Origin of the sequence: Citrobacter sp. JUb117, from assembly GCF_024809055.1 — a bacterium.
Lineage (GTDB): Bacteria > Pseudomonadota > Gammaproteobacteria > Enterobacterales > Enterobacteriaceae > Citrobacter > Citrobacter gillenii.
The window spans coordinates 161,498-173,796 of record NZ_JANUFB010000008.1 but is presented as its reverse complement, the minus strand read 5'-3'; the positions used below and the strand labels follow the sequence as shown (position 1 = coordinate 173,796).

The 12,299-nt window shown below is 53.3% G+C and carries 13 protein-coding genes and 1 pseudogene; 6 read left to right on the top strand and 8 right to left on the bottom strand.

Translation table 11 applies throughout. The features are described 5' to 3' along the window. Positions 1–4: 4 nt before the first annotated feature. Complete coding sequence (locus M2374_RS18545; RefSeq protein WP_096757190.1) at positions 5–703, top strand: cache domain-containing protein; 699 nt, start codon at positions 5–7, stop codon at positions 701–703. Positions 704–737: 34 nt separating this feature from the next. Here the strand turns inward: M2374_RS18545 and M2374_RS18540 are convergent, their stop codons facing one another. Continuing rightward, positions 738–2,219, bottom strand: coding sequence for an APC family permease (locus M2374_RS18540; RefSeq protein ID WP_096757191.1), 1,482 nt, complete (start codon positions 2,217–2,219; stop codon positions 738–740). A 542-nt stretch (positions 2,220–2,761) separates the two neighbouring features. Between M2374_RS18540 and M2374_RS18535 the strand changes: the two genes are divergently transcribed. Beyond that, on the top strand, positions 2,762–2,902 hold the full coding sequence (locus M2374_RS18535; RefSeq protein WP_096757192.1) for a hypothetical protein: 141 nt from the start codon (positions 2,762–2,764) through the stop codon (positions 2,900–2,902). A gap of 39 nt (positions 2,903–2,941) precedes the next feature. Here M2374_RS18535 and M2374_RS18530 read toward each other — a convergent pair. Next, positions 2,942–3,034 (bottom strand): annotated as a pseudogene (locus M2374_RS18530) (LysR family transcriptional regulator); the annotation flags it as partial. 272 nt (positions 3,035–3,306) lie between these two features. Here M2374_RS18530 and M2374_RS18525 point away from each other — a divergent pair. Genes M2374_RS18525 through M2374_RS18510 form a run of 4 tightly spaced genes read left to right on the top strand, consistent with a single transcriptional unit; the run spans position 3,307 to position 6,412 of the window. Beyond that, entirely contained in the window at positions 3,307–4,140 is an 834-nt protein-coding gene (locus M2374_RS18525) for an ABC transporter substrate-binding protein (protein WP_181688175.1), read from the top strand. Between the two features lies 1 nt (position 4,141). Beyond that, positions 4,142–4,960 (top strand): amino acid ABC transporter ATP-binding protein, encoded by an 819-nt coding sequence (locus tag M2374_RS18520; RefSeq protein WP_115258615.1) that lies wholly within the window; start codon positions 4,142–4,144, stop codon positions 4,958–4,960. Further along, positions 4,960–5,745, top strand: coding sequence for an amino acid ABC transporter permease (locus tag M2374_RS18515; RefSeq protein ID WP_181688176.1), 786 nt, complete (start codon positions 4,960–4,962; stop codon positions 5,743–5,745). Before M2374_RS18520 ends, M2374_RS18515 begins: the two co-directional genes overlap by 1 nt. Further along, positions 5,735–6,412, top strand: coding sequence for an amino acid ABC transporter permease (locus tag M2374_RS18510; RefSeq protein ID WP_096757196.1), 678 nt, complete (start codon positions 5,735–5,737; stop codon positions 6,410–6,412). Before M2374_RS18515 ends, M2374_RS18510 begins: the two co-directional genes overlap by 11 nt. 9 nt (positions 6,413–6,421) lie before the next feature. Here the strand turns inward: M2374_RS18510 and ydhT are convergent, their stop codons facing one another. From ydhT to M2374_RS18480, 6 genes are all read right to left on the bottom strand, one after another. Next, positions 6,422–7,234: a protein YdhT gene (ydhT, locus tag M2374_RS18505; protein WP_117343031.1), complete on the bottom strand. Its 813-nt coding sequence runs from the start codon at positions 7,232–7,234 to the stop codon at positions 6,422–6,424. Between the two features lie 3 nt (positions 7,235–7,237). Then, positions 7,238–8,023, bottom strand: coding sequence for a thiosulfate reductase cytochrome B subunit (phsC, locus tag M2374_RS18500; protein ID WP_181688177.1), 786 nt, complete (start codon positions 8,021–8,023; stop codon positions 7,238–7,240). Then, positions 8,020–8,688: a 4Fe-4S dicluster domain-containing protein gene (locus M2374_RS18495; protein ID WP_096757199.1), complete on the bottom strand. Its 669-nt coding sequence runs from the start codon at positions 8,686–8,688 to the stop codon at positions 8,020–8,022. The genes phsC and M2374_RS18495 overlap by 4 nt, the downstream gene beginning before the upstream one ends. 64 nt (positions 8,689–8,752) lie before the next feature. Further along, positions 8,753–9,430: a YdhW family putative oxidoreductase system protein gene (locus M2374_RS18490; protein WP_115258619.1), complete on the bottom strand. Its 678-nt coding sequence runs from the start codon at positions 9,428–9,430 to the stop codon at positions 8,753–8,755. A 10-nt stretch (positions 9,431–9,440) separates the two neighbouring features. After that, complete coding sequence (locus M2374_RS18485; RefSeq protein ID WP_115258620.1) at positions 9,441–11,543, bottom strand: aldehyde ferredoxin oxidoreductase; 2,103 nt, start codon at positions 11,541–11,543, stop codon at positions 9,441–9,443. A gap of 120 nt (positions 11,544–11,663) precedes the next feature. Further along, positions 11,664–12,290 (bottom strand): ferredoxin-like protein, encoded by a 627-nt coding sequence (locus M2374_RS18480; protein WP_096757202.1) that lies wholly within the window; start codon positions 12,288–12,290, stop codon positions 11,664–11,666. Between the last annotated feature and the right edge of the window lie 9 nt (positions 12,291–12,299).

Here is a 12,299-nt window from a genome sequence, read left to right as displayed (position 1 = left end):
GACCATGAGCTCTTCGACATCCCTTAGCGCATTAATCCGTAAAATTGATGATATTACTGTCTCTACCGTAGAGTCTACCGTTGCGCTGGCGAGGAGCATCCACGAGGCGATTGCCGGTGTACAAAAAGGCTCGGCAGAAGTGGTCCTCGACCCGGCAGTGAGAGCCACTGTTCAGCAGCACATTAAACACACGCTGAATCACAATCACTATTGCTCGGGTGCCGGATTCGCCAGCCATATTGAGAATACGCCAACCCGCAACGAGTATTGGCTGCTGGAGTGGTGGTATAAGAAAGATAACGGTCTGAGTCAGGCGCATCTGGATTTAGATCAGGCTACCCAACAGCGGCTGGATTTCAGAACCTTCGAGTGGTTTAAGCATTCTCCTCCTGCAGGTGAAGCCTATATTCACGGGCCTTACGTCGACTATATCTGCAACATTTCTTACACACTGACCTCGGCGGTGCCCGTTTACTACCATGACCAGTTTCTTGGCGTCGCCGCTGTCGATCTGCTGGTTAGCCAGATCGAGGCAGAACTGCTCTCCTGCCCCCAACCTGACTATGTCATTCTGACCAATCTGGAAAACCGGATTATCTTTTCCAGTTGGCCGCGCTGTCGCGTGGGAGAATTACTGTCACCGACGAATACCCGTATTGTGTATCAGAGCGACTACTTCATTCTTTACCACTATCAACACTAAGGGGATAGGCTCTAAGGGCCCGAAGGCCCTTTGTTTAATTATCCTGCCCCATATTGAGCTTGTTTGCGTAGGCTATCGCATCATTTTCCGGCGCAGCAGAGCGACCAAACGGACGCGTCAGGAACATGTAGATAAGCCCCGAACCCACCACAATCGCCAGGCCAAACAGCACCGTCCAGCGGTCGATGAAATCACTGCTGTCGGCGGGTTGGGCCAGCAGCCAGATCCCGCACAATCCGTAAGCTAACGCCAGCACGTTAACCAGAGTCCCCCAACCACCGATGGTCCACTCACCCGCCGGTTTCCAGCCTTTCAGGCGCTGGCGCAGCGCTGCCAGCACGACCATCTGGAAGGAAATATAGATACCGATAACGGCAAACGCGGTAATGCGCGACAGATTATCGGGCTGGAAATAGACCCAAACACAGATAATCACCGGCAGTAAGCAACTGACCACCATGGCATTATCGGGAACACCATTTTTAGAGATTTTGGACATCCACTCGCTTCCCGGCAGCATTCTGTCACGGGAGAAAGAGAAGATAAGGCGGCTCAGCGCAGCCTGGAGAGACAGAATACACGACAGCATGGCGATAATCGCGACGATGATAAAGACCGTCGCGCCGGTTTCCCCCAGAGCCTCATTGAGGATAGCCGGGATCGGATCGGCCGTTTTACCGTTGACAATACTGACCAGATTCGGCGAAGCCAGCAGATACCCCATGACGGAAATAATGGCCGAGATCGCACCAAACACGATACTCAGGATCATCGCAATCGGGATTTTTTTGCTTGGGTTCTTCACCTCTTCCGCAACGTTGCCGCAGGCTTCAAAGCCAAAGAACATAAACAGGCCCATCAGCGCGGCAGACATAAAGGCGGTGGAGTAGCTCCCGTCCTGGGCCAGCACGCCCATTGAATCAAATATCACCGAGAATGGCTGTGAACGGTGGAATATCAGCAGGTAAATCCCCAGCGCAATCACGCTGACGATCTCACACCAGAAACCAATTTTGGCGACCCGGGCAAGATTCTTTGTCCCGGACATATTCACCGCCATCATCAAGAGCAGCAGCACCACGGATGTCAGCAGCATGGTGGCCGGAGTCTGACCATAGTGGAATAATGACTCGACGAAGGTTGAGGTGTATTCCGCGATTGAGGTGATGGTCACCACCAGCGCCCACAGGTAAATCCAGGCGGCGATCCACGCATATTTTTTCCCCCACAACCTTCTGGCCCAGGGATACAGCCCTCCGGTAATCGGATACTGAGACGCCACTTCGCCAAACACCAGCGCAACCAGAAGCTGCCCACAGGCGACGATTAAAATCCACCATACCGCCGGTGGCCCTGCCAGCGTTACGGCAAGCGCAAACAGCGAATACACGGCGGTGAGTGGCGACAGGTAGGTAAAACCCAGCGCAAAGTTAGAGATAAGTCCGATCGAACGGTTGAACTGCTCTTTGCCATCTTTTTGAAAATTATCGTTTTTATTATCAGGTATCTGTTCCATATCTCTTTCTCTTTTGTGGAATAGTCACAGGGGTTAACGATTAATGTATAAAAGATATTAAGTTATATGTATAGTGATTTTGTCATGATATTGTTAAAAATGATCGCTCATCACGTTCCTGAATAAACAGGCTTGCCGCATGATTGCGAAACATCTTATTAACATCTTGGCGAGTTGTGACGGGTTCAAAAACGGACAAAAAAGAGGGGGTTAGCGAGGTCCGCCGCGCACCGGAGCGGTGTTTCAGTTCAGGGGCGCGGCGTTGGCGTGCATGTCAGGTTATCGGTTCGGACAACACCGACAAACCGAACTGTTCAATAAAGCGATCGACCGTATTTCTATCCTCATCCGTTAAGGTCCAGCCGGGTTTTCGACAATACTCATCCTGAGCGCCGCCAACCGACATCTGTGGACCACGCTACCGGAAAAATACGCACATCTGATTTGATAGTCGCCTCTAAATCGCAAGAATCGCTGCTGTTCAGCAACATTTTTGCAATATAATAAGGGAATGTTAAACGCTGAACCTGAACAGGTGACTGATGGAAATTGATCTCGATAATCTGGTCTTTGATGGGCTCGATGAAGCGCAAGAGCGCAATGCGGAACGTCTGGAAGATGCAGACAAAAAAGCACAGGAAATGATTGCGGATAATGACTGCGGCGATGCCTGCAAAATCTAATCCCTGAACCGGCGTAATGCCGGTTTTTTTTATCTCCAGTCAGCGTGTATAGCGCAATGCCTCAATCAGCTGTGCAAAGGCAGCGGAGTGCTGTTTGCGACTGGGATAATACAAATAATAACCCGTAAACGGCGCGCCTGGCCGTCTTTGAGATAATAGAGATCGTTAAAATTATCACGCAGCATGACTGGCCCCCAATTCCACATCGGTTATCGGTTTATGGTACAGGCCCGCATGGAAATACAGTAGCGTTTCTGGATAATTTGCATTGTATTTACCCATTATTAACAGCTATTTCACTAATATCATTTTGTATATAGATAAGAATTTTTTCTTATTTTGCGCCATCGATAAGTTATGGGAGCGTTAATAGCACAAACCAATAACTACAGGGATTTCATATAATGATGGCAACGAAAATTCAGCGCGCTAAAAAATCAATCCTGGCACTTAGCATATTGTCCGCGTCGGGCATGATGGCTTCGCAGGCTCAGGCCGATCAACTGGCCGATATCAAAGCTGCAGGCGTGGTGAAAGTCGCAACGTTCGACGCTAACCCACCGTTTGGCTCTGTTGATGCGAAAACACATAAAATTGTCGGCTATGACGTGGATTTTGCCGAAGCGCTGGCAAAATCACTCGGTGTAAAACTGGAACTGGTGGCAACCAATCCGGCCAACCGCATTCCGCTGTTGCAATCCAGTAAGGCCGATTTAATCGTTGCGGATATTACGATTACGCCGGAGCGGGCGCAGGTCATCGACTTTTCGGTCCCCTATTTTGTCACCGGACAGCAGTTCCTGGTGCCCGCAAAATCCCCGGACAAGCTTGATGATTACAGCAAGGCACGCATCGGCGCGGTGAAAGGCACTACCGGTGAACAAGCGCTACATCAGCGCTTCCCACAGTCACGCGTGCTGGCTTACGACGATATTCCGCTGGCGCTGACCGCACTGCGCAATGGCAATGTTCAGGCCATCACCCAGGACAGTACTATTCTGGCGGGCCTGTTAGGTGGCGCACCGGATAAAGCAGATTTCAAAATTTTACCTGACCTGCTGAGTAAAGAAGAGATCGGCGTAGGGGTGAAAAAAGGCGAAACGGCGCTGTTAAACGCGGTAAACGACGAGCTGCTGAAGCTTGAGTCGACCGGTCAGGCGGCCAAAATCTACGATGTCTGGTTTGGGCCTGAAACCAAAAATCCCCAGCCCCGCGCCTTTAAAATAGAAGCGAAGTAATATGCTCTCAGGTCTGTTTCCTCGCTCCGCAGCGCCAGCTGCGGATTTTACGCAGTTGCGTCAGGCGCGGGTCGAGCTGCGCAATGTGCATAAACAGTATGACGCGCAGGTGGTGTTAAATGACGTTAACCTGACCGTGGAGCCCGGTGAAGTGGTCACCATTCTGGGCCCTTCCGGCTCAGGGAAATCTACGCTTATTCGCCTGATCAATCAGCTTGAATCACTTAGCGGGGGCGATATTTTCATTGATGACCACCCGATCGGCCAGCTGCGCGGCGCGGCCTTACGTCAGTTACGCAGTCGCATTGGTTTTGTATTCCAGCAGTTCAATCTTTACGCACATCTGACGGCGCAGCAGAACATCTCGCTGGCGCTGGAATATGTTCACGGCTGGAATAAAACGGAGGCGAAACAACGCGCACTTGAGCTGCTGGAACAGGTCGGACTGGCTGACAAAGCCGAGGCCTACGCCGCACAGCTTTCCGGCGGTCAGCAACAGCGCGTTGCCATCGCCCGCGCCCTGGCCTCCTCTCCACAAATCATCCTGTTTGATGAACCCACTTCCGCGTTGGATCCCGAAATGATCGGCGAAGTGCTGCTGGTGATGAAAAACCTCGCCCATAGTGGCATCACGATGATTGTCGTCACTCACGAAATGCATTTCGCCCGCGAGATTGCCGATCGGGTGGTTTTCATTGATGGCGGCGACATTCTCGAAGTGGCGCCCCCCGAGGCGTTCTTTACCCGCCCACAGCACCCAAGGACCCGACGCTTCCTGAAAAAAGTTCTCGACCCGTTACATCAGGAGTCATCGTTATAATGCACGCAATGGACTGGCAGGGAGTGCTGAGCGGGCAACCTCTGCAATGGATAATGTCAGGTTTTCTGACCACGCTATGGGTGACACTGGTGGGGATCGTACTCGCCACATTGCTGGCCATCTTACTGCTCGGCCTGCGCCTTTCGGGTAATCGCATCGCCGGAGGCATGGTCAGCGTGTGGGTTTCAGTTTTTCGCAACACGCCGTTACTGGTACAACTGATGTTCTGGTATTTCGCCGCATGGAATCTGCTTCCCCGGGGGGTAATTACCTTCATCAATGCTGAGCACCCGTGGTCCATTCTGCCGGGAGAGGTCTGGTGGTTAACGCCGGAGTTTCTCTGTTCGGCCTGGGGGCTGGGGATTTTTACGTCAGCTTTTTTGGTGGAGGAAATCGCCTCCGGTTTACAGGCGGTGTCCAGCGGGCAGCGGGAAGCCGCCGTGGCGCAGGGTTTTTCTTCCTGGGCGGCCTTTCGGCATATTCTGTTGCCTCAGGGCCTGGCGAACGCCTGGCAGCCAATCGTCGGGCAGTATCTCAATTTAATGAAGCTCTCATCGCTTGCCAGCGGTATTGGTTTCGCTGAACTGACCTACCAGGTTCGGCAAATCGAGAGTTATAACGCCCACGCACTGGAAGCGTTTGCCGTCGGCACCGGGCTGTATCTGCTCACTGGGCTTGTGCTGGGAATGCTGCTCACGCGACTTGGCCCTCGGCCCGTACCGGCAAAGCGATCTGCGGTAAAAACCCACATTTTGAGCATCCGGAGTCCACAGCATGATCGCTAATATTTCGGTGATTACCGACAATCTGGACTATCTCCTGTGGGGACGCGCGGCACAGGGACAGCCGGGGGGAGTTCTGCTCACGTTACTGATGGCAATTGGCGCTGCGGTGCTGGCGCTGCCCGCCGGGATTCTCCTCGCCTGCTGCGCGTGGCGGTTCCCGGGCGTGGTGCGCAAGGGACTGTTTGTCTGGGCGGAGTTTATTCGTGGCATTCCGCTCATTTTTGTCATTTTCTGGATGTGGTACCTGCTGCCCATGCTGACAGGCAGCGATCTGCCAGGGGCGGCGACCGTCACGCTGGCGCTAGCCTGGTTTACCGCCGCCTCGGTAATGCACTCCGTGTATGCGGGCTTAAACGCGCTGCCTGGCGGTCAGTATGAAGCGTCAGTGGCTCAAGGATTTCGCCCGTTTCAGACGTTGTGGCTGATTTTACTGCCACAGGTGCTGCGTAATATTCTGCCATCGCTGACGGGGATTTTTATTGGGTTACTAAAAGATACGTCGCTGGCGTTTATCGTCAACGTCCCTGAACTGACGACGGTTGCCGGTCAGGTGAACAGCCGCGTGCAGATTTACCCGGCTGCGATTTTTGTCTTTACCGGACTGGTTTACTACCTGCTGTGTTTTGGGCTGGAGAAAGTCGCCCGGCATCGGTTCGCGCTAAAATAATGCCACGGCTCAACAGGCCACGAACTGGTGGTCGTCGTTGAGCCGGTATTTCACACCGGCACGGATATTATTCTCACCCTCGATGGCAACGGCAAACCGCATTCTCTCCCCGTCGTGATAGGCAAGCGCGGCACATCCACCGGGGCCGAGAATGATTGAATCGACCTCGCCGGTACTGGCAACGACCGCATTTTCACCGCTGGCAATAATGTGCACATTGTCAGCACAGTTAGCAATCTTTGACTCAGGGCCAAAGCTGGCGATCTGCGTGAGATCGCCGCTGCTGGCAATACGGCTGCGCTCGCCCAACGAACTGATACGCACACGCATGCCGGTACTGGCGATGCGCGTGCCGTTTCCCACGCTGCTGACGCGCGTGGAATTTCCCGCAACCGCAATTCTGCTGCGATTGCCGGAGCTGCCGACATGCGTATTGTACCCCACGCTGCCAATGCGGGCGCTGTACCCCGCGCTGGCAATCTGTGCGGCGTACCCGGCGCTGGCGATTTTGACGTTATCACCTGCACTGCCAAGGCTGTCGCTGTCCGTTGCACTCGCCAGCTGTCTGCCATTGTCGTCTGCCGTTTGCGGGCTGGCTAAACGCGCCATCGCGAAAATATCCTGCTGCACAAAACGTGCTTCATCCAACCATTTAGACCAGCCATATTCCACGAGGCTGTCCGCCCAGTCGCCGAAACCCTCTCGCTCAAGCGCACGGTGAACATCCGCATAGCTGCCACCGTCCGGAAACGAACGCAGAAACCAGCGGTACAACACGGGCCCGACGCGCCAGGCCCGTAAGTCACTAGAGGTTATCATCATTGCTTAATGGCGATGATAGCCATCCACCATGCACCTGAAGGTTTCGCCCGGCGTGCGTCCCGTGGTGCAGAGATAAAGATGTCCAAAAATGAAAAACAGACTCACTATCGCCAGCGCAAAGTGCGCCTGCAGCAACCAGTAACGCACACCCGGGAACAGATCGCCCACCGCTTGCGGATACAGCGACAGCAAACCAGAAATCAGCAACAGCGGTAACAGTCCGTACATTACGCCGACATAGGCCGCCTGCTGTAACGGGTTGAACTTAGACCGCGTGGATGCCGGGAACGGGTGTGCCTCACCCTGCATAATGCCAAACAGATAAAACCGCGTCTGTCGTTGCGCCCGCCCAATCCAGCCCTGGCGTTTAATCATATAGTGATGCCCGTTGCCACCGATCAGGTTGATCAGCACAAAGCCAATCCAGCACGCCAGCAGCAAGAAGCCACAGATTTCGTGCACAGCATGCAGGTTTTTCATTACCGGGGCGCTGACGGCAGAAAAGTGGTTGACCAGGCCACTGCCCAGCAGCAGTAAAAACAGCAGCGCATTCGACCAGTGCCACAGGCGGACCGCCTTAGAGTACAGATAAACTTTCTCACCGTGCCCGGCTGACGCTTTATTGGCAGAGCGAAAGCGCAACATGGCGTGTAGCGCCAGCACCAGCCACATCCCCACCAGCATTAACCCGGCAGCCACCAGCCAGACGGGCCAGTAGTCGGGCTTAAACAAGGGGACGTACTGCGCCAGTTGCGCATGAAACTGTTCGGCATTCTGCGACGCGTTCATACATTATCCTTTTTAATCAAATGTTGACCGAACCGACGATACAGATGGGGTTTCCCGGCACCTGCCAGCTGATACTCGTAAAACTTGTTTTCGCGCAGCCAGGCCTGAACCTGCGGACTATCTTCACGCCCAAATATCAGCGCATGTTCCGGGCACGCATTCACGCAGATAGGCGGGAAGCCTTTTGCCAGACGTGACTCGGCGCAGAAGTCACATTTGTCGGCCACTTTGGTTTGCGGATTAAGATAGCGAACCTGATAAGGACAGGCCCCTATGCAGTAGCTACAGCCAATGCAACGCGCGGCGTCAACCCGCACAATCCCATTCTCATCGCGCCAGGAAGCACCAGTCGGACACACCTCAATACAGGGCGCATCGTCACAATGCTGGCAGGACTGGCGGAAATAGTGATACAGGGTTTCGTTGTCGTTATCCGACACCGGAATATGGGCAATCGACAAACGGCTACCCTGGGCTGGAACATGGTTGGTTTTTCTGCACGCTCGGGCACAAATATTACAGCCGTTGCACAATGACTCATCATGAATCATGACATAACGAACCGCTTGCGTATTTTTGGTACTTGCTAACAAGGTTTGGCCTGGGCCGGTGAAAAAAATCACCGTCCCCATGCCAATGACAAATTTTCGTCGGGTGAAGGACATCGGGTTATCCTCTAATGCTGTGACAGTGATCGTCCACACGTTCCATGACATTTACCTGATCAATTCAGGGGTTCTGGTACTGCTCAACCTCAAGCCATTCACACAGGCCGTACGCCTTGCCGTAGCGCATAAAGCGCTCGCTAAACAGATAAGGTTCCGCATTCGACGCTTCCACAACGCGTATATCTGCGTAATCCGGGTGCGTTTCCATGGCAGTCAGCGCCGCGGCTATCTGTTGAGGTGCAAAGTGATACGGCGACTGTCCGAGCATGGCGACCTTATACGGGCGAGGATACGTTCGGCAGTCAAAGCGCACAGCCTCGGCGATCGCCCGGCAGATATCGTTTTCCACCACCTGCACGCACATGTCGGCATAGTTAGCCGTCATGGTCTGCGTCGAGTAGAAATACACATCTTCCGCACCCTGCACGCAGGTAATATCCGCACTTCCCGCCTGCTCATGCATGGCGTCCAGCAGCAGCGTAAGGTCTGTTTCAGGCATTGAATAAGGTGGCTGCAAAAACACACCGCGCGCCACCAACTGGCCCGACGTAGAGTGCTGGCGGATAAAATCCGCCATTATTGACTCCGCCGTCACCGGCTCTTCGACCTGCGGCGTGTTGCTGTGCTCTACGGCCGGGTGTAACGCCTGTAGCCACTGTCGTTTTTGGCTATCCACCTCATCAGGAAGCGCTATACACGCTTCCTCATCGGCGACCAGAACGTCGCTCACGTTAGTCATCTCGCGTTCCTTACGCCGGCAGCAGATTCTGCGCAGCCAGATCGGCTGCCACATCCTCAAGACCGAGGCGATTCAGGGTTTCACGCGTTGGGCAGCCGAGTTCCGGGTCCCAGCCCATTTCCTGATAGAACATCGTCAATGACTGGCGCATATCTTCCCGATCCATTTTGTCGGTCCCTTCGGTAAACACCGGGATCTTAGGATCTTTGTCGAAGACCCAAGAGCAGATAAGATCGTGCTCATTGCGCATATCTTTGGTTTGCATCAGTTTCACTGTATAGGCACGGTGCAACGTAAAAATACGCTCGGCGGCGAGATCCAGGCTTGCCTGCGTTGTTTCATCACCGGTTACCGCCTGGAAGAATTTCGCTTCCAGATCCAGATCCCCACGATAGTTTCGACTCTTCAACGGCGACACCGTCATCGGCCAGACCCAGTTGCACAGCGTGACGGCGTTATGGAGACAGACCTTCAGCAGCGTCCATTTGGCATATTTAATTTTGGCGGCGTTGATTGGGGTGTAGTTTTTTGTTTCGTCGTAGGCATCCTGTGAGCCAAACAACTCACCCGCCACTTCACGCTGTAATTTCAACGGCAAACCAGAGCCGATAAAGTTGATGTGGGTGTGCGCCATGCAGTCACGGTTAAACATGCAGTTGGTGATCGCCCCCACCTGTGCCGAGGCCTCGTTAGCATGGTGAACAGGAAAACCAAACGGCGACCACAATTTGTTTTTGGCATAGCCCCAGTACTCGTCGCCTAAATTCCAGCGTTCGGCAATGGCATATGACCCATCTGCAAGGTGGCTGAGTTCGCCGACGCGATGCGCCAGGCGGTAGTAGAAATCTTTAATAAAATTAGGATCGCCCGCTTCCAGCTGATCCCAACGGATCTCGGCATACTCTTCAGCCGGCAGCACGCGTTTAAAAACGCCTTTGGCATAGCAGTAGGTGAAATCACGGTGCAATTGCCCGTAGTTACACCAGATACCGTAGTCGTCGAACAGGTTCAGGCCAACCAGATTCCCCACCACGCGGCCATCATCTTTCTCGTCAAAATCTTTCGGGCCGTTCGGGAAAATCGTGGTGTGCACGAAGTTCGCCACGCAGGTGTTACCACCGGTACTCGGTACACCAAAATCTTTAACACGCGGGACGTTGAGCTGGGTCATACAGCGAATCGGGCATGAGTGACAGCCGCTCATTTTGACCGTGTATTTTTCTGCGGCCGGTCCGAGATCGAACACCGACTTGTAGGTACGAAAGCCGACGGTATTTTGGTTGCCTGGCGGGATTTCCCCCGTTTCAATCGGGCCGCCTTCCGCCGCGCCCCAGAACAGCCCTTTACGCGCCGTCCAGCGTGAGTTTGGCGATGAATATTCAGCCCACGCCTGTGGCGTGCTCGGCACCACATGGTTGTTGTTAGCGCCGATAAGCTCGGTCATCATGTAATCGTTCAGCCGCTTCATCTCTTTGCGATCGGCGATGTTGACCCCTTTTGTGCCTTCAACCGCAATGGCTTTCAGGTTCTTCGAGCCCATCACCGCACCGGTGCCAGCACCGCCGCTGTGGTTGCGGCTGTTGATCATACAGGACAGAGGTACCAGATTTTCTCCCGCCTGACCGATGGCGGTGACGCAGGTTTCTGGGCTGGTGATGCGACAAATTTCTTCGGTCGTAGCGCGTGTACCCTTGCCCCACAGGAAGTCGGCTTTTTCGATGCTGACTTTGTCGTCTTTGATATTGATCCAGACAGGCGATGCCGCCTTACCTTCAATCACAATCGCGTCATAGCCGGCAAATTTCATTTGTGCCGCAAAGAAGCCGCCCATATGGGCATCAACGACTAAATTACCTTTGGTAAAGGTTGATAATGAGGTGATATTGACGCGTGAACTGCAGGGTGCGCCCGAGCCAGTGAGGGGACCGGTGGCGAAAACCAGTTTATTCCCTTCATCAAAAGGTTTTGTGCCTGGCGGGACTTCGTCGTACATAATTTTATAACCAAAGCCCATCCCACCGACAAATTTTTTAAATTTACTGGAATCTTCCACGGTGATATTACCCGTCGTGAGATTGACCCGTAAAATATTACCTGTCCAACCATTAGCCATCATGTTTTCCTTTGCGAGAAGGTTTAATAGATATACCCGTCATTTTACTGGCCGCATTTCTGTACATAGCGGCAATTTTTTTGGCAATTAATGACGCGTATCAGGCAAGCCTGCGATCCATCAAACGGTAATCTCTTTCCATTCGATAATTTTTAATGCTCCAGTCGGACAAGCATTGGCGCATTCCCCACACAACACACATTTCGAGGATTTTTTAGTTTCGGTATTCACGGTCGCCATCATCCAAGGACAGGCCGTGGTACACGCGCTACAGCCAATACAGCGCTTGTGATCCACCGCAATACAACCGTCTTCCTGTTTCCAGGTAATTGCGCCTATCGGGCAGACAGCCATACATTGCGGATCTTTGCACTGGCGGCAGGTATCGGCGGTGTAGTTTAAATCGCCGTATAGTCCGCCACCGGAACCGACACCGTTGTCACCAAAGAAAAAGTTGCGATGGATTTTGATACGGGAAAAGAAGGTGCCAACGGCGCCATCGTTATAATTCGTACAGGAAATTTCGCAGCGGTGGCATCCTGTGCAGCGTGCGCGTTGCGTCACCAGCACTCCTTTCGGCGTGTTAATCAGCCCGACAGTGCCGCTATCGACATCTTCCTGCTTACAGCCAAAAAGTGATAACAGTGCGGGGGCAATGGTTAACCCTGCCAGACCTTTTCCTGATATCCGTAGAAATTCAAGTCGCGTTAAACCACAATCTAAAAATGGACGATCAACCTGGTTCATTTATTTCGC

What these genes read in the sequence shown, in the direction of transcription:
- M2374_RS18515 (WP_181688176.1), top strand. Translation starts at nt 4,960, where the DNA reads ATGCACGCAATGGACTGGCAGGGAGTGCTGAGCGGGCAACCTCTGCAA.
- M2374_RS18540 (WP_096757191.1), bottom strand. Translation starts at nt 2,219, where the DNA reads ATGGAACAGATACCTGATAATAAAAACGATAATTTTCAAAAAGATGGC.
- M2374_RS18520 (WP_115258615.1), top strand. Translation starts at nt 4,142, where the DNA reads ATGCTCTCAGGTCTGTTTCCTCGCTCCGCAGCGCCAGCTGCGGATTTT.
- M2374_RS18525 (WP_181688175.1), top strand. Translation starts at nt 3,307, where the DNA reads ATGATGGCAACGAAAATTCAGCGCGCTAAAAAATCAATCCTGGCACTT.
- M2374_RS18490 (WP_115258619.1), bottom strand. Translation starts at nt 9,430, where the DNA reads ATGACTAACGTGAGCGACGTTCTGGTCGCCGATGAGGAAGCGTGTATA.
- M2374_RS18485 (WP_115258620.1), bottom strand. Translation starts at nt 11,543, where the DNA reads ATGGCTAATGGTTGGACAGGTAATATTTTACGGGTCAATCTCACGACG.
- M2374_RS18480 (WP_096757202.1), bottom strand. Translation starts at nt 12,290, where the DNA reads ATGAACCAGGTTGATCGTCCATTTTTAGATTGTGGTTTAACGCGACTT.
- ydhT (WP_117343031.1), bottom strand. Translation starts at nt 7,234, where the DNA reads ATGATGATAACCTCTAGTGACTTACGGGCCTGGCGCGTCGGGCCCGTG.
- M2374_RS18535 (WP_096757192.1), top strand. Translation starts at nt 2,762, where the DNA reads ATGGAAATTGATCTCGATAATCTGGTCTTTGATGGGCTCGATGAAGCG.
- M2374_RS18495 (WP_096757199.1), bottom strand. Translation starts at nt 8,688, where the DNA reads ATGTCCTTCACCCGACGAAAATTTGTCATTGGCATGGGGACGGTGATT.
- M2374_RS18510 (WP_096757196.1), top strand. Translation starts at nt 5,735, where the DNA reads ATGATCGCTAATATTTCGGTGATTACCGACAATCTGGACTATCTCCTG.
- M2374_RS18545 (WP_096757190.1), top strand. Translation starts at nt 5, where the DNA reads ATGAGCTCTTCGACATCCCTTAGCGCATTAATCCGTAAAATTGATGAT.
- phsC (WP_181688177.1), bottom strand. Translation starts at nt 8,023, where the DNA reads ATGAACGCGTCGCAGAATGCCGAACAGTTTCATGCGCAACTGGCGCAG.